14 protein-coding genes are annotated in these 20,661 nt (G+C 70.0%); 12 read left to right on the forward strand and 2 right to left on the reverse strand.

The features are described 5' to 3' along the window. Positions 1–111 precede the first annotated feature (111 nt). Positions 112–1,923 carry a neutral/alkaline non-lysosomal ceramidase N-terminal domain-containing protein gene (locus ACIBZJ_RS31675; RefSeq protein WP_395936116.1) on the forward strand — a complete coding sequence of 604 codons (1,812 nt, stop codon included), beginning with the start codon at positions 112–114 and terminating at the stop codon, positions 1,921–1,923. Between the two features lie 474 nt (positions 1,924–2,397). Here ACIBZJ_RS31675 and ACIBZJ_RS31680 read toward each other — a convergent pair whose 3' ends face one another. Beyond that, positions 2,398–3,042 carry a M23 family metallopeptidase gene (locus ACIBZJ_RS31680; RefSeq protein WP_395936118.1) on the reverse strand — a complete coding sequence of 215 codons (645 nt, stop codon included), beginning with the start codon at positions 3,040–3,042 and terminating at the stop codon, positions 2,398–2,400. A gap of 954 nt (positions 3,043–3,996) precedes the next feature. Here ACIBZJ_RS31680 and sucC point away from each other — a divergent pair. From sucC to ACIBZJ_RS31735, 11 genes are all read left to right on the forward strand, one after another. Further along, complete coding sequence (gene sucC, locus ACIBZJ_RS31685; protein ID WP_395936120.1) at positions 3,997–5,169, forward strand: ADP-forming succinate--CoA ligase subunit beta; 1,173 nt, start codon at positions 3,997–3,999, stop codon at positions 5,167–5,169. A gap of 13 nt (positions 5,170–5,182) precedes the next feature. After that, positions 5,183–6,079: a succinate--CoA ligase subunit alpha gene (gene sucD / locus ACIBZJ_RS31690; protein ID WP_395936122.1), complete on the forward strand. Its 897-nt coding sequence runs from the start codon at positions 5,183–5,185 to the stop codon at positions 6,077–6,079. Between the two features lie 116 nt (positions 6,080–6,195). Then, the gene (locus ACIBZJ_RS31695; protein WP_395936124.1) at positions 6,196–7,542 is read left to right on the forward strand and encodes a DUF6350 family protein; all 1,347 of its coding nucleotides are present in this window, start codon (positions 6,196–6,198) and stop codon (positions 7,540–7,542) included. 32 nt (positions 7,543–7,574) lie between these two features. Continuing rightward, positions 7,575–8,180: a phosphoribosylglycinamide formyltransferase gene (gene purN / locus ACIBZJ_RS31700; RefSeq protein ID WP_395936126.1), complete on the forward strand. Its 606-nt coding sequence runs from the start codon at positions 7,575–7,577 to the stop codon at positions 8,178–8,180. Then, entirely contained in the window at positions 8,177–9,748 is a 1,572-nt protein-coding gene (gene purH, locus ACIBZJ_RS31705) for a bifunctional phosphoribosylaminoimidazolecarboxamide formyltransferase/IMP cyclohydrolase (protein ID WP_395936128.1), read from the forward strand. The genes purN and purH overlap by 4 nt, the downstream gene beginning before the upstream one ends. 188 nt (positions 9,749–9,936) lie before the next feature. Next, positions 9,937–10,809: an AAA family ATPase gene (locus ACIBZJ_RS31710; RefSeq protein WP_395936130.1), complete on the forward strand. Its 873-nt coding sequence runs from the start codon at positions 9,937–9,939 to the stop codon at positions 10,807–10,809. A 2-nt stretch (positions 10,810–10,811) separates the two neighbouring features. Further along, positions 10,812–12,200, forward strand: coding sequence for a VWA domain-containing protein (locus ACIBZJ_RS31715; RefSeq protein ID WP_395936132.1), 1,389 nt, complete (start codon positions 10,812–10,814; stop codon positions 12,198–12,200). A gap of 50 nt (positions 12,201–12,250) precedes the next feature. Next, the gene (locus ACIBZJ_RS31720; RefSeq protein ID WP_395936134.1) at positions 12,251–13,102 is read left to right on the forward strand and encodes a bifunctional methylenetetrahydrofolate dehydrogenase/methenyltetrahydrofolate cyclohydrolase; all 852 of its coding nucleotides are present in this window, start codon (positions 12,251–12,253) and stop codon (positions 13,100–13,102) included. Positions 13,103–14,240: 1,138 nt separating this feature from the next. Then, positions 14,241–16,559 carry a glycosyltransferase family 2 protein gene (locus ACIBZJ_RS31725; protein ID WP_395936136.1) on the forward strand — a complete coding sequence of 773 codons (2,319 nt, stop codon included), beginning with the start codon at positions 14,241–14,243 and terminating at the stop codon, positions 16,557–16,559. Further along, a complete protein-coding gene (locus tag ACIBZJ_RS31730) occupies positions 16,556–18,502 on the forward strand; it encodes a galactose oxidase-like domain-containing protein (protein ID WP_395936138.1) in 1,947 nt (648 codons plus the stop codon). Before ACIBZJ_RS31725 ends, ACIBZJ_RS31730 begins: the two co-directional genes overlap by 4 nt. Next, complete coding sequence (locus ACIBZJ_RS31735) at positions 18,484–19,680, forward strand: glycoside hydrolase family 6 protein (protein WP_395936140.1); 1,197 nt, start codon at positions 18,484–18,486, stop codon at positions 19,678–19,680. Before ACIBZJ_RS31730 ends, ACIBZJ_RS31735 begins: the two co-directional genes overlap by 19 nt. Here ACIBZJ_RS31735 and galE read toward each other — a convergent pair. After that, positions 19,663–20,643 (reverse strand): UDP-glucose 4-epimerase GalE, encoded by a 981-nt coding sequence (gene galE / locus ACIBZJ_RS31740; RefSeq protein WP_395936142.1) that lies wholly within the window; start codon positions 20,641–20,643, stop codon positions 19,663–19,665. The two genes, ACIBZJ_RS31735 and galE, sit on opposite strands and share 18 nt — an antisense overlap. Positions 20,644–20,661 lie beyond the last annotated feature (18 nt).

The following is a 20,661-nucleotide window of genomic DNA, read 5'->3' on the forward strand; positions in this document are numbered from 1 at the left end:
GATCCTCCTCTGGTGGCTTCGTCGCCACTGAACCTAGGGATCCGCGGGACCGCGCGAATCGGCGTCCGGAGCCAACCCGCTCTGGCTCTCAGGTATCGGTAGGGTGCCGGGATGCGGTTCACGCTGGCGGCTCCGGCGACCCGGCCCGATCCGGTGCGCGGGCTGCTGGCCGGTGCGGCCGAGGTCGACATCACCCCGCCACCGGGGCTGCCCAAGGCCGGCTACTCGCGCAACGCGCGCACCGGCGTCGGCTTCCGCGGCCGGTTACGCGCCCGGGTACTGCACCTGCAAGCGGGCGCCGCGTCGCTGGCGATCGTCCAGTGTGACCTGCTCGGCGGCTCGGCCGTGCTGCAGCGGGCGGTCGCGGCGGCCACCGGCTTCCCGCTGGCCGGCCTGTTCGTCGGCGCGACCCACACGCACGGCGCACCGGGCCAGTTCCTCGGCACCGACCTCTACAACGGCTTCGCGTCCAACCGTCCGGGATTCGACCCGGTCTGGACGCGATTTCTGATCCAGCAGCTCTCCGCCGGCGTGCGCCAGGCCGTGGAGACCCGCCGCCCGGCCCGGCTCGCGCTGGGAGAGACCGAGGTCTGGGGCCTGACCCGCAACCGTTCGCTGCCGGCCCACGTGCGGAACCCGGTGCCCGACCGGCGAACGGCCCCGCAGCGCGCCTACGCCGCGGTCGACCCGCGGCTGCGTCTGCTGAGGGTCGACGGCACCGACGGCACCCGGCTCGCCGCGCTCGTCGTGTTCGGCGTCCACGGCACCGGCCTCCCGATGCGCAACAGCGTCTACAACGCAGACCTGTGGGCCTACGTCTACGAGGAGATGCGCGACCGGCTGGGTGCCGGTCCGGTGGTCGGTGCCCTGCAAGGCACTCATGCCGACGTGGCACCCGCGCTGCGTCCGGGGCGGGCGGGTGACGTCGAGGCGGCCAGGGTCGGGCGGGGCATCGGCGCGGCCGCCTCCGACCTCTACACCGGGCTGGAGCCCGCGCTCCGCGACGACGTCACGCTGGGCGCCGGGTTCCGGGAAGTCGACTTGTCGTCGATGCCGCGGCCCGCGCTGGGGGCGGCGCTGATCGCGGGCGCGTACGAGAACGAGACGCCGGTCGTCCACCGGATCCCGCCCTTCCGGGCCGGGACGCCGAAGCCGCATTCGGCCGCCGATCCCCACGGTGCGAAGTGGGTGCTCGGCTCGCGGTGGCTGCAGCCGGTGGTGATGCCGCAACACCGGTTCCCGCGCGTACTCCCGGTGCAGGTCCTGCGGATCGGCTCCGCGCTGCTGGTCGGCCAGCCGTTCGAGATCACGGTGGACGCCGGGCGCCGGGTCGCCGCGGCGGTGACCGCGGCGACCGGGGTGCACGACGTCGTCGTGTCGTCGGTGGCCAACGAGTACGCCGGCTACTGCACGACGCCGGAGGAGTACAGCCGCCAGCACTACGAGGGCGGCCACACGCTCTACGGCCCGACCACGTGTGAGTTCCTGGCCGCGCAGGCGGCGTCTCTGGCGTCGCTCGTCGGAGACGGGGACGTGGTGACCGAGGCGCCGATCCAGCGGACGTTCGACCTCCGGGTCCGTCGCTACTGGCCGGAGTCGTCCGGAGTGTCCGCCGGGCCCCGGCCCGCCGGAGCGGCGAGATTCGTCGACGTGACCCCGGAACAGGACGCGTTCTGGGAACAGGGTTGGTACGACGCCGCGCCGGCCGATCTGGTGTGGAACGAGCCGATCGCCCTGGTCGAGTGGACACCGCTCGGGGCCGGTGCGTGGCACCTGCTCGTCGACGACAGTTCCTGCGCCGTGGAGGTGCGGTACCGGGGGCCGTCGCACCGCTACGTCGTCCGCTGGTACGCCCCTGACCTCCGGGCCGGCCGCGAGTACCGCTTCGTCGTCCGGGGCTTGCCGCTGCGCTCGTTCAGCTAACTCCAGATCGGACTCGCGGGCCGGTTTCGGGCGCTCCTTGTAGGCACTTCGGGGGCGTACTCGAAATAGCGCGCAAGTGGGCGTTACTTGGCGCGGCCTCGATCCGTTGAGTGTGCGGAGTGTGCGTTTCCTTTTGCTGCACCACGTTCGGTAGCGCGTCCGTCACATAGGACACACACGTGTGACGACGTCCCGAGGTGGTCGTACGAAAGGCTGGTGCCGTGCACTCCATCTCGGTAGAATCGAACACGTGTTCGAACGACCGGCGGTATTCAAGGGTGGGGGAGAGCGATGAGCCAGATGTGCGAGCGCAACAACGATCTGATCGTGGCACCGCAGAAGGCGGGGCGGCACCGTCGGCCCGGCCCGACCGCCGTGCTCCGGGCGCGCTTCCGCCCGATCGTCAAGAAGCTGAAGGCCAAGGCCTCGATCGCCACCGGCGCGCCGGTGATCGGCCCGTACCGGCCGGGCGTCTCAGAGGTTGGTGTTGACGCTCGTGACCGCGACGTCGTGCTCCTCGAGCCAACCCAGCGGGTCTTCGGGCACGTCGTCGACGCGGACCTCGAAGTGGCAGTGCGGGCCGGTCGACTGCCCGGTGCTGCCTACCTTGGAGATCGGGTCGCCGGCCTCGACGTGGTCGCCGACCGAAACCAGCAGCTCTGAGTTGTGGCCGTACCGGGTCGTCACGCCGTTGCCGTGGTCGATGATCACGATCTGGCCGTAGCCGCCGTACCAGCCCGACCGGATCACCGTGCCGGCACTCGCGGCCCGCACGGTCGAGCCGTAAGCGGCGGCGAAGTCGATGCCGTAGTGGAACGCGCCCCAGCGGGCCGCGAAGAGCGAACTCAGCGGGCCCTGAGCGGGCCTGACCCAGACCGGTAGCTGTTCCGGCTCGGAAACACCGTTGCGCTTCTGGGAGCGGGACGCCCGGGCGTCCCCGCTACGGGGCTTTTCGGCCTGCGTGGTGTTACCGGCGTCGGCCGATCGGTCGACGATCTTGCTCGAGTCGAGTTTCTGCCCGAGTGCGGCCGAGGCGGTTGCGGTATCCGTCGAGGGGAGCGCAGAGCCGATCGCCAAAGCAGCAACGCTGACGCCGACGACGGCGGTCGTGACCACCATCGCGTATCCGGCGCGTGGTGCTGTCGGCGCGCGATGGCGTCCGACGTGTCGGACATTCCCGCTCTCTTGCACGAACTGCCTTTCGACGGCTTACCTGCTCCCGTTCTTGATCACGTGCGACGCGCCGAACGCGTTCACGAATCGAAGATCCGGAGTCGGTCGTTGCCGGCGCCAATGCCAGCCCGATACCGGCCGTCACCGTAGCCACCACCAGACGGTGGGCACAAGAATGGCATACGAACCCGTGGCTTTGCGCCCGCGGAATCCCATTTTTCCTCTGGCGGAACACTGCTATCAGTAGCCGAACTCGCACCATTGGTTATCGCGAGTGCCACCAGTGCGCTGCCGTTATTCCCGCCAAATAGCCATATACAGGCTACGCCCGGACAGGGTTGCGAGTCTTAAACCTCTCTTATGCCGCACTGGATCACACGCGCGGTCCGCGCCGCGGCCGATCCCCCGTCCGGCCGGGGCCGAGCCTCGTGCTTACGGAGGGTGTGCGGAGTCGGGGTGCGGAGGCGGGGTGCGGAGGCGGGGTCGGGCGCACCCCTCGAACGCCCGACCCCCGACCGCCCGAGGTGAGCCGGACGGTCGTGGGGAACAACGCGCGTCTGGGGCTGGAGTGACGGGATGGGGCGTTCCACGTCACATCGCCCCTCGACCGGCCGCTCTGAACCGGTGTGACCTGGGGCTACCCGGTACTGCCCGGACATCTGGTGTTTGCATCACCGTGCTTGTGAGGTAACACACCGGCGTGGACACGCACGACGCGTGTCGGCCCCGATAACCTGCCGCAAGAGGGTGTCGGATACCCGTCTTCTGCCGACGAGACCGCAACGGCGGTTCTCCGTCCGGCACGCGTGAGATCGCCCGGCATCCAATGCGACGAGGCAGCGACGGCGGGCCGAGCGGCGGCTGCGACCCGCGTCGAAACGAGCGAGGACGGACGCGGCAGTGGATCTGTTCGAATATCAAGCGAGGGACATCTTCGCCAAGCACGGGGTTCCGGTGCTGGCCGGCTCGGTAGCCGACACTCCGGCCGAGGCGAAGGCCATTGCCGAGAAGGTCGGCAAGCAGGTCGTCGTCAAGGCCCAGGTGAAGGTCGGCGGCCGCGGCAAGGCCGGCGGCGTCAAGCTCGCCGAGACGCCTGCCGATGCCGAGGCCAGGGCCACCGACATCCTGGGCATGGACATCAAGGGCCACGTCGCGCACCGCGTGCTGGTCGCCGAGGCGAGCGACATCGAGGAGGAGTACTACTTCTCCTTCCTGCTCGACCGCGCGAACCGCACGTTCCTCGCGATGGCCAGCCGTGAGGGTGGCGTCGAGATCGAGCAGGTCGCGGTCGAGAACCCCGACGCGCTCGCGCGGATCCCGGTCAGCGCCGTGGACGGCGTGAGCGAGGCGCAGGCCCGCGAGATCCTGGTCGCCGGCAAGTTCCCCGAAGACGTGCTGGACGAGGCGGCCAAGGCCGTCGTCGCCCTCTGGGACGTCTTCGTGGGTGAGGACGCCACGCTCGTCGAGGTCAACCCGCTGGTCAAGGCCCCGGGTGGCCGCATCATCGCGCTCGACGGCAAGGTGACGTTCGACGAGAACGCGTCGTTCCGCCAGCCGAGCCACGACGAGCTCGAGGACGTCTCCGCGGTCGACCCGCTGGAGCAGGCCGCGAAGGCCAAGAACCTCAACTACGTGAAGCTCGACGGCGACGTCGGCATCATCGGCAACGGCGCGGGCCTGGTCATGTCGACGCTGGACGTCGTCGCGTACGCGGGTGAGGAGTTCGGCGGCAAGAAGCCGGCCAACTTCCTCGACATCGGCGGCGGCGCGTCGGCCGAGGTCATGGCCAACGGTCTGGAGATCATCCTGTCCGACCCGGCCGTGAAGAGCGTGTTCGTGAACGTCTTCGGCGGCATCACCGCGTGCGACGCGGTCGCCAACGGCATCGTCTCGGCGCTGAAGCTGCTCGCCGAGCGTGGCGACGAGGTGACTAAGCCCCTGGTCGTCCGCTTGGACGGCAACAACGCCGAGCTCGGTCGGCAGATCCTCACCGACGCGAACCACCCGCTGGTCGAGCAGGTGGACACCATGGATGGCGCCGCCCGCCGCGCCGCCGAGCTGGCTGCGAAGTAAGGGACGCCGAGAGATGTCGATTTTCCTGACCGAGAAGAGCAAGGTCATCGTCCAGGGCATGACCGGGTCGGAAGGGCGCAAGCACACCCAGCGCATGCTCCGCTCGGGCACCCAGATCGTGGGCGGCGTCAACCCGAAGAAGGCCGGTACGACCGTCGAGTTCGACGACGGGGTAGCCGTACCCGTGTTCGGCAGCGTCGCGGAGGCGATCAAGGAAACCGGTGCCGACGTCAGTGTCATCTTCGTGCCGCCGGCCGGTGCCAAGGCCGCGATCATCGAGGCCGTGGACGCGAACATCGGCCTGGCCGTCGTCATCACCGAGGGCATCCCGGTGCACGACACGACCTGGGCCTGGGACTACGCGGGCAAGAAGCGCGCGGAGGGCGGCCAGACCCGGATCATCGGGCCGAACTGCCCCGGCCTGATCTCGCCCGGTGCGTCCAACGCCGGCATCATCCCGGCCGACATCACGAAGTCCGGCAAGATCGGGCTGGTCAGCAAGTCCGGCACGCTGACCTACCAGATGATGTACGAGCTGCGTGACATCGGTTTCTCCACCGCGGTCGGCATCGGCGGCGACCCGGTCATCGGGACGACGCACATCGACTGCCTGGAGGCGTTCGAGGCCGACCCCGAGACCACCGCGATCGTCATGATCGGTGAGATCGGTGGCGACGCCGAGGAGCGGGCCGCGACCTACATCTCCGAGCACGTCACGAAGCCGGTCGTCGCGTACGTCGCGGGCTTCACCGCCCCCGAGGGCAAGACGATGGGCCACGCCGGTGCGATCATCTCCGGCTCGGCCGGTACCGCCCAGGCGAAGAAGGAAGCGCTCGAGGCCGTCGGCGTGAAGGTCGGGAAAACCCCGTCCGAGACCGCCCGGCTGATGCGCGAGATCGTCACGGCCTGACCGTCCCGGCCGGGTGAAGACCTACGTGGGCCATAGCCCACGTGGGTCTTCACATAGGGCACGACACGCCGGGATGGCGAATCACCCCCGTGGTATTCGCCTGTCACAGTAAGACGGTGTCCCCCCGCGCCCCTTCTCCTCCGTCAGCGCGCGTAGCGCTGCCGGCGGCGGCGGTCACGACCGCCGGGTGGGCCGCGCTGGTCGTGGTGGGCCCACTGGCCGCGATCGCGCTGGTGGTCTGGGTGGTCGACAACCGTTCGGGCGCACCCGCGGGTGACGCGCTCCGCCTCGCCGCCGACGGGTGGCTGCTCGCGCACGGCGTCCGGCTGCAGACCGGGAGCGGACCGGTCGGGCTGATCCCGCTCCTGCTCAGCGCCCTCATCCTGCGCCAGCTCTACCGCGCGGGCCGCAACAGCGCGCTCGCCACCGGGGCCGAGTCCTGGCTCGGCGTGATCCGGGTCGCGGTGGCGGTCGGACTGGCGTACGGCGCGATCGGCATGATCGCCGCGCTGCTCGGCGACACCGGCGGTGTGCGCGCCGACCCGGCCGCCGCCGGAGTGATCACCGGCCTGACCGCCGGCTTCGCCGCCTGCTGGGGCGCGGCGCGGGCGTCCGGGCTCGGTGCCGTGGCCACGTTTCGCCTGCCCGGCGTCGTCCGCCAAGGCGTGAAGGCGGGAGGGGTCGCGGCGGCGGCCGTGCTGACCGCGGGCGTGCTGGCGGCCGGTGCGCAGACCGTCGTCACCCAGCAGGAGTTCCGGACGATCTTCAGCTCGCTGCAGGCGGGGGTCGTCGGCGGGATCGCGATCGTGGCGCTCTGCGTCCTGTACGCGCCGACCGCGGCGGTCTGGGCCACCGCGTACCTGATCGGGCCCGGCTTCGCGGTCGGTGACGGCACCGCCGTCGACGCGAGCACCGTGCAGCTCGCCCCGCTGCCCTCGTTCCCGCTGCTCGCCGCGGTCCCGACCGGCCCGGCGTCGGGCATGGTCAGCCTGGCGCTCGCGGCCCCGCTGATCGCCGGTCTGCTGGCCGGCGCGGTGACCGCCCGCCCGACCGTGTCTGCTGGCCCGGGTGTGGAGGACGAGCTCCCACGCTGGCGGATCGCGCTCGGGGGCGCGCTCGTCGCCGGCCCGGTCTCCGGTGTGCTGATCGGGCTCGCCGCCGCCGCCGCGTCCGGCCCGCTCGGCGGTGGACGCCTGGCCGAGGTCGGTCCGTCGCCCTGGCACGTCGGCATCGTGCTGGCGGTCGAGGTGGCGGTGGCCGCACTGGTCGGCGCTACGGTCGCGCGAACCCGGGCCTCGTGGGCGTCCTGGTCGGCGACGAAGCGCTGGACGCCGGAGAGCACCGGGAAAGCGCCCCCGTTGCGCCGTCTGATCCAGACGTTGCTGGCCGGCCCCGCACCGGTCGAGCGTCCGCGGGAGCAGGCCGAACCCGCCGGTGCCGAAGACGGGCGCCGAACCGGTTAGGCTCGGGACACCGCCGGAGTTCGAGGAGTGTCGTGGCAGCCCGAGTCGTGGTCCTCGTATCGGGATCCGGAACCACGCTGCAGGCGCTCCTGGATTCCGCCGCTGATCCCGCTTACGGGGCGGAGATCGTCGCGGTCGGGGCCGACCGCGACGGCATCGAAGGCCTCGTCCGCGCGGAGAAGGCCGGGGTCCCGACGTTCGTGCGGCGTCTCGCCGACCAGCCGTCCCGGGAAGAGTGGGACGCGGCCCTGGCCGAGGTCGTCGCCGGGTACGCGCCCGACCTGGTCGTCTCGGCCGGGTTCATGAAACTGCTGGGCCGGACGTTTCTCGATCGCTTCACCAACCGGGTGGTCAACAGCCATCCGGCGCTGCTGCCCTCGTTCCCGGGCATGCACGGCCCGCGCGACGCACTCGAGCACGGCGTGAAGGTCACCGGCTGCACGCTGTTCTTCGTCGACGCCGGTGTCGACACCGGGCCGATCGTCGATCAGCGGGTCGTTCCGGTGCTGGGCACCGACGACGTCGCGAGCCTGCACGAACGCATCAAGGTCGCCGAGCGGGAGATGCTCGTCGACTCGATCGGCCGGCTGGCCCGGGAGGGCTGGACCGTCACTGGAAGGAAGGTCTCGATCCCATGACGCAGGCGCAGCCCGACCGGAAGCCCATCCGGCGCGCGTTGATCAGCGTGTACGACAAGACCGGGATCGAGGAGCTGGCCATCGGGCTGAGCGAGCTCGGCGTCGAGATCGTCTCCACCGGCTCCACCGCCGGCCGCATCGCGGCCGCCGGCGTCCAGGTCACCCAGGTCGCCGAGGTCACCGGCTTCCCGGAGACGCTCGACGGCCGGGTGAAGACGCTGCACCCGCACATCCACGCCGGCCTGCTGGCCGACCTGCGCAACCCGGCGCACGTCGCGCAGCTCGACGAGTTGAACATCGCGCCGTTCGACCTGGTCATCTCGAACCTCTACCCGTTCCGGGAGACGGTGGCCTCCGGCGCCGGGCACGACGAGGTCGTCGAGCAGATCGACATCGGCGGCCCGTCGATGGTGCGCGCCGCGGCCAAGAACCACGCGAACGTGGCGATCGTCGTCGAGCCGGGGGCCTACCCGCTGGTGCTGGACGCGGCCCGGGCCGGCGGCTTCGACCTCGCCACCCGACGGCAGCTGGCCGCGCGCGCGTTCGCGCACACCGCCGCCTACGACGTCGCGGTCGCCGGCTGGACCGCGCGGGAGCTGGTCGAGGAGACCGGCGACTACCGCTGGCCCGCGTTCGCCGGGATCGCGCTGGAGCGTGCCGAGGTACTGCGCTACGGCGAGAACCCGCACCAGGCCGCCGCGCTCTACATCGACCACGACGCGGTCGCCGGCATCGCGCAGGCCGAGCAGCTGCACGGCAAGCCGATGTCCTACAACAACTACGTGGACGCCGACGCGGCCTACCGCTCCGCGTACGACTTCACCGAGCCGACCGTCGCGATCATCAAACACGCGAACCCGTGCGGCATCGCGTCGGCGGACGACATCGCGTCGGCGCACCGGAAAGCGCACGCGTGCGATCCGGTGAGCGCGTTCGGCGGCGTGATCGCCGTGAACCGGCCCGTGTCGGTGGCCATGGCCGAGCAGGTCGCGGAGATCTTCACCGAGGTCGTCGTCGCGCCCTCGTACGAAGACGGTGCGGTCGAGATCCTGTCGAAGAAGCCGTCGATCCGGTTGCTGGTGGCGCCCGCGCGCAGCAGCGGTGGCGTCGAGTTCCGGCAGGTGTCGGGCGGCGGCCTGGTGCAGACCATCGACGCGGTGGACGCCCCGGGCGACGACGTCGCCAACTGGAAGCTCGTCACCGGTGAGCCGGCCGACGCGGCCACGCTCGCCGACCTGGAGTTCGCCTGGCGTGCGGTGCGCGCGGCGAAGAGCAACGCGATCCTGCTGGCATCCGGTCTGGCGACCGTCGGGGTCGGGATGGGCCAGGTGAACCGGGTCGACTCGGCGCGTCTGGCGGTGTCACGGGCCGGTGAGCGCGCCGCCGGTTCGGTCGCCGCGTCCGACGCGTTCTTCCCGTTCGCCGACGGCCTCGAGGTGCTGACCGCGGCCGGCATCACGGCGATCGTCGAGCCCGGCGGCAGCGTCCGCGACGACCAGGTGATCGCCGCCGCCCAGGCCGCCGGCGTCAGCCTGTACTTCACCGGCACCCGCCACTTCTACCACTGAGTGGGCGGCCCGCCCAGAACGACGCTGACAGCCGCGCCACACGACTTGAGTACGAACGTGTACGCGGCGTCGAGTGGCGCGGATGTCAGCGTCGCCCTGGGCGGGCTCCAGGTTTCGGGCAACGACCCCGCGCCTGGCCGCTTGCCGAACAATGCATTTGGACGTGCAGCGTCAGCAATAGTGGGGGCATGGGGTTCTTCACGTCGGTCACCGACGTCACCGAGAAGCTGGCGTCGGTCGGGTACCTCGCGTCCCCGGCCGTCGCGACCACCGTCTTCCTCGCCGACCGGCTCGGGAAGCCATTACTGGTCGAAGGTCCGGCCGGTGTCGGGAAGACCGAGCTCTCCCGAGCGGTCTCGTCGGCCGTCGGGGCCCGCCTCGTGCGGCTGCAGTGCTACGAGGGCGTGGACGAGTCCCGCGCCCTCTACGAGTGGAACCACGCCAAGCAGTTGCTGCGGATCACCGCCGGCCAGGACGAGAACTGGGAAGAGACGAAAGCCGACGTCTTCAGCGAGGAGTTCCTGCTGCCGCGTCCGCTGCTGACCGCGATCCAGGGCGACGAGCCGACCGTCCTGCTCATCGACGAGACCGACAAGGCCGACGTCGAGATCGAGGGCCTGCTGCTCGAGGTGCTGGGCGACTTCCAGATCACCGTGCCCGAGCTCGGCACGATCACCGCGACCCGCCCGCCGTTCGTCGTCCTGACCTCGAACGCGACCCGCGAGCTCTCGGAGGCGCTCCGGCGGCGCTGCCTGTTCCTGCACATCGACTTCCCCGACGCGTCGCTCGAGGAGCAGATCGTCCGGCTGCACGTCCCGACCCTGGACGACGCCCTCGCCGCCTCCGTGGTGCGGGTCGTGGGCGCGCTGCGCGCGATGGAGCTGCGCAAGGCGCCCTCGGTCGCCGAGACGATCGACTGGGCCCGCACGCTGCTCGCGCTCGGCGCCGAGACCCTCGACGAGGAGGTCGTCCGCGACTCCCTCGGGGTACTGCTCAAGCATCAGGCGGACGTCGTCCACGCCGCCAAGCGTCTGCGGCTCGACAGCGTCCTGAAGTCGTGACCGTGTCCGGGCCGCAGGACGACACGCCGAGCGGCGTCACCGACCGGCTCGTCAGCTTCGTCGGGGCGCTGCGGGAGCACGGGCTGCAGATCGGCCCGGGGGAGACGATCGACGCCGCGACCGCGATCCGGGAGCTGGGCCTGGCCGACCGGGAACAGCTCCGGCACGGGCTGGCGGCGACGCTGCTGCGCCGCTCGGGCCACGAGGCCGTGTTCGACGCGGTGTTCGACCTCTTCTTCCCGATCGCGACCGGCGCGCCGGAGGTGACCAGGGACGGCGAGGCCGCGGACGTCGCGGATCTCCGGGCCGCGCTGAGGGAGGCGCTGATCTCCGGGGACTCGGAGCTGATGGCGCAACTGGCGGCCGAGGCGGTGGCCGCGCTGGGTACGTACGGACAGATCGGTTCCGGGGGTTCGCCCGGCGCCGGCGGCTGGTCGGCCCACCAGGCGCTGGAGCGGCTCCGCCCGCAGACGCTGATCGCCGAGGTCGCTGCGCGGATGGCGTCCGGTGCCTTCGCCGACCGGCTCGCCCGCGAGGAGGCCCGGCGCCGGGTCGACGAGTTCGAGCGCATGGTCGCGACCGAGGCCCGGCGGCGGGTCGCCGAGCTGCGCGGGCGCGACCGGATCGCGCGCTACTCGGTGCCCAAGGCCGCTGACCACCGCGACTTCGTCACCGCGAACCGCGAGCAACTCGCCACCCTGCGCCGGACGGTCGCGCCGCTGTCCCGGCGGCTGGCGACCCGCCTCGGTGCCCGCCGTCGGCGGAAGAAGCGCGGTGAGCTGGACCTGCGGCGCACGTTCCGCCGGTCGCTGTCGACCGGTGGGGTCGCGATGCGTCCGGCGTTCCGCAAGCCGCGGCCCGGGCGGCCCGACATCGTGCTGCTCTGCGACGTGTCCGGCTCGGTCGCGGGCTTCGCCCACTTCACGCTGATGCTGGTCGAGGCGCTCCACGACCAGTTCTCCCGCGTCCGCGCGTTCGCGTTCGTGGACGCCACGGCCGAAGTGACGTCGCTGGTGGCCGACAACGACGCCGACCCGGCGGGGCTGGTCGAGCGGATCCTGGCCGAATCCGGGGTCGTGCGCTGGGACGGGCACAGCAACTACGGGCGGGCGCTGCGGGACTTCGTCACCGACTCGCTGGGCTCGATCGGGCCGCGGACGTCGGTGCTGATCCTGGGCGACGGCCGGACGAACGGTGGCGACCCGAACCTGCCCGCGCTGCGTCAGATCGTGGATCGCGCCAAGCGGGTGTACTGGCTCAACCCGGAGCCGCGGGCGTCGTGGGGGAGCGGCGACTCGGCGACCGACGCCTACCGGACGCTCGTCGACATGTACGAGTGCCGCAATGCCGACCAGCTGACGAAGGTGATCGGAACCCTGCTGCCGATCTAGCCGGCCCAGGTCGGGCGGAACGTTTCGGCAGCATCGGGCAAGATGAGGCCGTGACCGCGACTCTCCTGGACGGCAAGGCGACGGCGGCCCTGGTGCGGGCCGAACTCTCAGACCGGGTGGCCGCGCTGCGCAAGCGCGGTGTCGCGCCGGGGCTGGGAACGGTGCTGGTGGGTGACGATCCGGGGTCCCGGGCCTACGTGGCCGGCAAGCACCGCGACTGCGCCGAGGTCGGCATCGAGAGCATCCGCGTCGACCTCCCGGCCGACGCCGCCCAGCAGGACGTCGAGGGCGCGGTGGCCCGGCTGAACGCCGACCCGGCCTGTACCGGGTACATCGTCCAGCTACCGCTGCCCCGCGGGCTCGACGCGAACCGCGTCCTCGAGCTGATGGACCCGGACAAGGACGCCGACGGCCTGCACCCGACGAACCTGGGCCGGCTGGTGCTCGGGGTGCCCGCGCCGCTGCCCTGCACTCCCCGGGGCATCGTCGAGCTGCTGCGCCGCTACGGCGTGAAGCTGGACGGCGCCGAGGTGGTCGTGGTCGGCCGTGGGCTGACCGTGGGACGCCCGCTCGGCCTTCTGCTCACCCGGCGCACCGAGAACTCCACGGTGACGCTCTGCCACACCGGGACGCGCGATCTGTCCGAGCACACGCGCGCCGCCGACGTCATCGTCGTCGCGACCGGGCACGCGCACATGTTGACGGCCGACATGGTGAAGCCGGGTGCCGCCGTGCTCGACGTGGGTATCACCCGCACCGAGAACGGCCTGGCCGGCGACGTGGACCCGTCGGTGGCCGAGATCGCCGGCTTCCTGGCCCCGATGCCGGGTGGGGTCGGGCCGATGACCCGGGCGATGTTGCTGGCGAACGTCGTCGAGGCAGCCGAACGGTTCGCGGACTGACTGCTGCCTCTGAGTGAGAAAACGGCTCCCGCCTCAAGGCGGGAGCCGTCTTACTGTGCGTGCTTATTCAATTGCGCAAAGTTGCTGCCTGTGAATTTCCCGTGACAAAGGTGGCGGACGTTACGTACTGGCGGGTTTTGATGTCTGTCAGCTTTCTGACACTCTAAGAGTTGGCTGTTTCGTCGCAAGGTTGACAACGCTCACGCAGGCTCGGTGTCACTATCGGGCTGTGAAGTTTTACAGAAAGCCCATAGCTGGACATAAGGATCGATGGTCAAAGCCGACAATCGTCGTACATTACTAGTTAGTTGCGCTCTCAACCTTCTCGTCGGTAATCCAGAATCAGACTTCAAAGTACATTTCCGAAAATGCGGTAAATCATTCCCCTCCATTGACAAATCGTCATGAAATTTTCTCGGCACCTTCACATGAGAGTGCGCACGTTGCTTATGATCGGCGACCAGGAGCTCTGATGCCGGTCGAGAAGGGGTTGCCCAAACCGACAAGCAGAATCTGGACATACAGGTAGATGCGTTCGATGCAGGGAGATTTTCGGATGGACGGCATGGAGGGGACCTGCCGAGTCACGGTGCGTGATTAACACCGTGGTCGTAAATCCGAAATCAGCTGCCGGTTCGAGCCGGTCGGCGCCCCTGCTCACACAGCTGACGGTGCGGTCGGCGATGGCCTACCTGCGAAACCGCCGAACCAATCAACTCGACATCCGTATCAGTCAGGGGCTGAGCTTTGCCCCTGTCGGAGGAGGGCTTGAATGACCGCGCCGAATAGGCCTGCGGCGAGTGATGACGACTCGTCGCAGCCCGGCAACTCGGCTGTCGGCCGGGTGCGCGTCCCCTCGACGCGCCCGGCTGCCGAACCCGACGAGGAGCAGTCCCCGCCCTCGGGTGCCGGGGGTTCGGGGGGCGCGCCCTCTTCCGGTCGGGCCAGCGTCCCGATTCCGCCGCCTCCGGGCCACGAGCCCCGAGCGGCCGGTTCGGCGTCGGTCGGTTCGGCGTCAGTAGGTTCCGCATCCGTCGGTTCGGCGTCCGTGGGGTCTGCGTCGGTCGGGTCTGCGTCGGTCGGGTCTGCATCGGTCGGGTCTGCATCGGTCGGGTCTGCGTCGGTCGGGTCCGCGTCCGTGGGGTCTGCGTCGGTGGGGTCGGCGTCCGTGCCGGTGCCGCCGGCCGGTGACGAGCCGCAGTCGCGCGGCCGCGCGGTCGTACCGCCGCCCCCGTCGCAGGGTGACGGTCCCGCCGTCGCGCGCGCCAGTGCGCCGATTCCCCGTCTCTCCGGCGACATTCCCCGCGTCGGAGAAGGCCCGTACGCCTCCGGACAGGTGCCCCGGGTCTCCGGGCCGGTTCCGCGCGTCTCCGGCTCGGTTCCGCGCGTCTCCGGGTCCGTGCCCCGGATGCCGGAGCAGCAGCAGGGATACGCGGGTCAGTACCCGCCCCCCGGCGGTCAGCAGAACCAGCAGCCCTACGGCCAGCAGCAGCATGGTCAGCAGCAGTACGGCCAGCAGCGGGCCTACGCGGCCGCGTCCGTGCCGGCGAGTGCTCCGCCCGCCCCTGCGAGTGCCCCGCCGGCTTCCGGCGCGCGCGGCACCGCGAAGGTCGGCGCGTTCGAGGACACCGGCACGTTCAAGGCCATCTCGATCCCCGACTACGAGTTACACGAGCTCACCGCCGAAGACCGGCGCCGCCGGGTCTCGACGACCGGCCAGTTCCCGCAGGTCTCGGTCTACGACTACGAGCGCTTCAGCCAGCTCACCGGCGAGATCCAGGTCGCGCCGGCCAGCGACTACAAGGTCCAGTACAAGAAGCTGCCCGGCCGGCGTCCGATCCGGACCGCCTTATTGGCGCTGACGACCATGGGTCTCGAAATCGCGTTCTTCGCCTGGCTGATCGTGATCGGCGCAGAGCCGCGCGCGGACGACGTCGCCGTGAACCAGTACCTCCGGTACGCGGGCACCGTCCTCATCGTCACCACGATCATCGTCGAGGCATTCCGGCTGGCCAGCACGTTCACGCTCGTCGTCGCGACGATCAACAGCCGTAACCCGGTCCCGGTATGGCCCGCGCCGGACCTGCGGGTCGCGTTCCTCACCACGATCGTTCCCGGCAAGGAACCGATCGACATGGTCGAGCACACGCTCAAGGCCGCGATGAAGATCCGGCACCCCGGGAAGTACGACGTCTGGCTGCTCGACGAGGGTGACGACCCCGAAGTGCGGGCGATGTGCGCCCGCAACGGCGTCAACCACTTCAGCCGCAAAGGCGTCGGCGCGTGGAACACGACCGCCGGCCCGCACAAGGCGAAGACCAAGCACGGCAACTACAACGCATGGATCATCCAGCACGGCGCCGAGTACGACGTCTTCGTCTCGGTCGACCCCGACCACACGCCGCTGCCCAACTACTGCGAGCGGATGCTCGGATACTTCCGCGATCCGGACGTCGCGTTCGTCGTCGGCCCGCAGGTCTACGGCAACTGCGACAACTTCGTCACGAAGGCGTCCGAGTCCCAGCAGTTCATGTTCCACGCGATCATCCAGCGGGCCGGCAACCGCTACGGGTCCCCGATGCTGGTCGGCACCAACAACGCGATCCGGATCTCGGCCCTCATGCAGATCCAGGGCGTGCAGGACTCGATCACCGAAGACTTCGCGACCGGGATGCTGTTACACGGCACCCGCAACCCGAACACCGGCAAGAAGTGGAAGTCGGTGTACACGCCGGACGTGCTGGCGGTCGGCGAGGGCCCGTCGTCCTGGAGCGACTTCTTCACCCAGCAGCACCGGTGGTCGCGCGGTACGCACGAGCTGCTCGTCCAGCGCAACTTCCCGAAGCTGATGGCCCACCTCGGTCTGAGGCGGATCTTCTACTACTCGATGCTGCTGGTCTACTACCCCACGACCGCGCTGATGTGGCTGGTGGGCGCACTCAACGCAGCGATGTTCCTGGCCGGCAGCATCAAGGGCGTCCTGGTGCCGTTCGACCTGTGGCTGATGCTCTACGTCGACGGGTTCATCCTGCAGACGGTCTTGTACTTCTGGAACCGCAGACACAACGTCAGCCCGCACGAACCACCGGGCTCGACCGGTCTGCGGGGCGGTCTGATCTCGCTGATCTGCGGACCCGTCTACGGGTCCTCGCTGGTCGGCACCGTCTTCCGGCGCCGCACCGGCTTCGTGATCACGCCCAAGGGCGACGCCGCGAGCGCCGACCGGCTGCGCACGTTCCGCAAGCACCTCCAGTGGGCGTTCTTCTACATCGCGATCCTCGCGGCCGGCGTCTACTACGAACACTCCTCGAGCACGATGTGGTGGTGGGGCGTCTTCCGGCTCCTCCTGTGCCTCGCGCCGGTCGTGATCTGGATGTTCAGCCGATCCCGGCGTAAGAAGCCCGAGCAGATCGCTGCTCCGCCAGTGTCCGTACGAGAAATGGAGCCTGCCGCATGAGTCCCCGCCCCCGTCCGCGCTGGAGTGCCAAGCGGCGCGTGCTGGCGAGTTTCATGAGTGTCGTGGTTCTCGGTGCCATCGGTGTCGTGAATCGGCCGCTGGTGGCAGCGGCCATGGACCAGGTCTACGAGTTCCAGGCCAGTCGTCCGGGTTTCCAGGCGCAGAACGGTAGGTGGGACTTCCTGAAGGTCCCGTCGGCGTACCGGATCAACGCGATCCACGCGGCGCTGCTCCCGACCGGCAAGGTCCTGCTCATCGCCGGATCCGGCAACCGCGACAAGGTCTTCGCCAAGGGCCAGTTCAAGACCATGCTGTGGGACCCGGCGACGGGTCACTTCAAGATGATTCCGACGCCGGTCGACATGTTCTGCGGTGGTCACTCGTTCCTGCCCGACGGCAAGCTCGTCGTGGCCGGTGGCACCCAGCGCTACGAGGTCCTCCCGGCCAACGTGAAGCGTGCCTCGGGCACGATGACGGTGATCAACGAGAACCCGAACCGGCGTTACGTGCTGGGCAAGGGCACGGTCTTCACCTCGAAGACGACCGGTCTCAAGTACCACTCGACGCAGACCGCGATCCTGAAGCCGGGGACGAAGACCGTCGTCGGCAAGAAGGTGACGACCGCCGGTACCGGCACCGCGGTCTTCGTCGAGGCGCTCGAGGAAGGCCAGGGCAAGGGCGTCGACAGCCTGCAGCAGTTCGCGATCACGAGCTCGCTCAAGGGCCAGGACGCGAAGGACGTGCACGCGAACGCCAAGAACATCAACTACAAGAAGCAAGAGTTCCAGGGCATCGCCGACAGCTTCGAGTTCAACCCGTACACCGAGAAGTACGAGCGGGTCAGCGACATGGTCGACGCCCGCTGGTACCCGACGCTGGCGCAGCAGTCCGACGGCACGCTGCTCGCGGTCTCCGGGCTGAACCAGGTCGGCGGTCTGGTCGCCGAGACCGAGCGCTACCTCCCGGCCCAGAAGAAGTGGGTCGCCGAGCCGAAGATGACCAAGCAGTACCCGACCTACCCGGCGCTGTTCCTGATGAAGAACGACAAGCTGTTCTTCTCCGGGTCGTCGTCCGGCTACGGCCAGCCGCAGTCGCAGCGCAAGCCCGGTATCTGGGACACCAAGACGAACACGTTCCAGGAAGTGCCCGGCCTGCCGGACGCCGACAAGCTGGAAACCAGCGCGTCGCTGCTGCTGGCCCCGGCCCAGGACCAGAAGGTCATGGTGCTCGGCGGCGGTAAGAACGGCGACTCGCCGGTGTCGACGAAGCGCACCGCGGTCATCGACCTGAACCAGGCCAACCCGGCGTACAAGCGGACCGCGGACCTGCCGAACCCGACGCGGTACCTCAGCGCCGTGCTGATGCCGGACGACAGCGTGTTCACGACGAACGGCTCCAAGGACTACCGGGGCCGCGGCGAGTCCGACCTGTACACCGCGCAGATTTACCACCCCGAGTCGGACACGTTCGACCCGGTGGCCCGGCCGCGCGTGGGTCGTAACTACCACTCCGAGGCGCTCCTGCTGCCCGACGGCCGCGTGGTGACGTTCGGCGGCGACCCGCTCTACAAGAGCAAGGACGACTTCAGCCAGGGCGACTTCGAGCAGCGGATCGAGATCTACACGCCGCCGTACCTGCTCAACGGCAGCAAGCGCCCGACGATCACCGACGGCCCGAAGACCGCCAAGCGCGGCACGACCGTCCACTACAGCACGCCGGACGCGGCCAGCGTCGCCAAGGCGCGGCTGATCAAGCCGAGTTCGGTCACGCACACGACCGACGTCGAGCAGCGGTCGCTGGCGCTGGACCTGAAGAAGTCCGGTGACGGCGTCGACCTGACGATTCCGACCGGGGCCGCGCTCGTGCCGGCCGGCTACTACCTGCTGTACCTGGTCAACAGCGACGGAACGCCGTCGGTGGCCAAGTGGGTGAACGTCTCCTGACCGGTACTCCCGAGTCACCCCGTCCCGGCACCTCGGAAGAGGCGCCGGGACGGGCGGCGTTCGCGCCGACCGGGCTGTTCACCCCGTCCGACGACCCGCCCCCGGACGACGGGGCGCCGGTGGCCGCGACTCCGGTGGAAGCGACGACGGCGCCCGGCCGCAGCGCACCGTGGCTCTGGCTGGGCGTCGGCCTGGTGATCGTGCTCGCGCTCGGTGCGCTGGTCTGGAGCCGGGGCGGCGACTCGATCGCCGAGAAGGCCGCGAAGGTGCCGCCGATCAGCCAGCCCGCCGACCCGAACGATCCGTTCTACCTGGTTCCCGGCGGGGCGCCCGAGAGGCAGCGGGCGACCTGGATCGCCGAGGGCCGCAAAGACGATGCCGAACTGATGAAGAAGATCGCGTCCCAGCCGGTGGCGACCTGGTTCGCCGACGACGGCCCGGACCTGGCGTCGAAAGCGAAAACGCTGGTCGAGAGCGCGGTCAAGGCCGGACGGACGCCGGTGCTGGTCGCCTACGACCTGCCGAACCGGGACTGCGGTGCGAGCGGCGCCTCCGGCGGTGCGCCGGACGCGGCGGCCTACCGGGCGTTCATCGCCAAGCTCGCCGCCGCGACCAGGAACACCGGGGCCTATCTGATCCTCGAGCCCGACTCGGTCGTGCACACGATCGACGGTTGCCTGACCGCGGCGCAGGCCCAGGAGCGGTTCACGCTGCTCACGGACGCTGTGCGCACGCTCAAGGCCAACCCGAAGCTCAAGGTGTACCTGGACGCCGGAAACGCGGCCTGGATGCCGGCCGACCGGATGACCCAGGTGCTCTACGCGTCCGGCCTCGAGCGTGCGGACGGCTTCGCGCTCAACGTCGGGAACTTCCAGACCACCGAGGCGTCGATCGCGTACGGCGCGAAGATCTCGGCGCAGAGCGCGGGCAAGCACTTCGTCATCGACACCAGCCGCAACGGCGCCGGTGCGCCGCCGGAGTCCGACGACCTGCGCTGGTGCAACCCGCCCGGCCGCGCGCTCGGCTCGCCGCCGTCGACGAAGACCGGGAACCCGCTGGTGGACGCCTACCTGTGGGTCAAGCAGCCGGGGATCTCGGACGGCGCCTGCCGGGACGGAGCGCCGGAGGCCGGGCAGCTGTGGCCGGAATACGCGCTCGAGCTAGCCGCGAACGCCTGACCGGTAGAAATCCCACGCGTCGGACACGATCCGGTGCAGGTCGGGCCGGGCCGGTACCCAGCCCAGCTCGTCCTTCGCGCGGGCACTGGACGCGACCAGTTCGGCCGGGTCACCCGGACGCCGGGCCGCCATCTCCACCGGCACCGGTGCTCCGGTGACCGTCCGCACGACTTCGACGACCTGCTGGTTGCTGAACCCGTTGCCGTTGCCGAGGTTGTAGATCCGGTGCCGGCCCGGCGCGATCGCGTCGAGGGCGAGCAGGTGGGCGGCGGCCAGGTCGGCGACGTGGATGTAGTCGCGCACGCAGGTGCCGTCGGGCGTCGGGTAGTCGTCGCCGAACACCTGCAGCTTCTCCCGCTTGCCCGCGGCCACGTCGAGCGCGATCGGGATCAGGTGCGTCTCCGGGTCGTGCCGCTCGCCGAGCGCCGGACCGCCCTCCGGCAGGTACGCGCCGGCCACGTTGAAGTAGCGCAGGCTGATCGCGCCGAGACCGTGCGCGGTGCACTCAGCGCCGATCGCCGCGTCCACGGTGAGCTTCGTCCAGCCGTACGGGTTCGTGGGGGCCTTCACCGCGTCTTCGGTGATCGGCACCTCCAGCGGGTTCCCGTAGACCGCTGCGGTCGAACTGAACACCATCCGCGGCACCCCTGCGGCCCGGATCGCGTCCAGCAGCGCGAGCGACCCGATCACGTTGGTGTGGAAGTGCCGCTCGGGGAACTGCACCGACTCACCGGCGGCGATCTTGGCCGCGAAGTGCAGAACCCCGTCGAACCCGGCCTCCGGCGTCAGGACCGACGCCACCGAATGGATCGGCAGCTCGTGCAGCGCAACCCCGGCCGGCAGCGCGTCGGCGTGCCCGGTCGAGAGGTCGTCGAGCACCGTGACGTCGTGCCCGGCGTCGGCCAGAAGGCGGGTCACGACGCTGCCGATGTAGCCGGCTCCACCTGTCACCAGCAGTTTCATGTCCGCTCCTCGGATTGT

This window comes from Cryptosporangium sp. NPDC051539 (assembly GCF_044454545.1).
Classification (GTDB): Bacteria; Actinomycetota; Actinomycetes; order Mycobacteriales; family Cryptosporangiaceae; genus Cryptosporangium.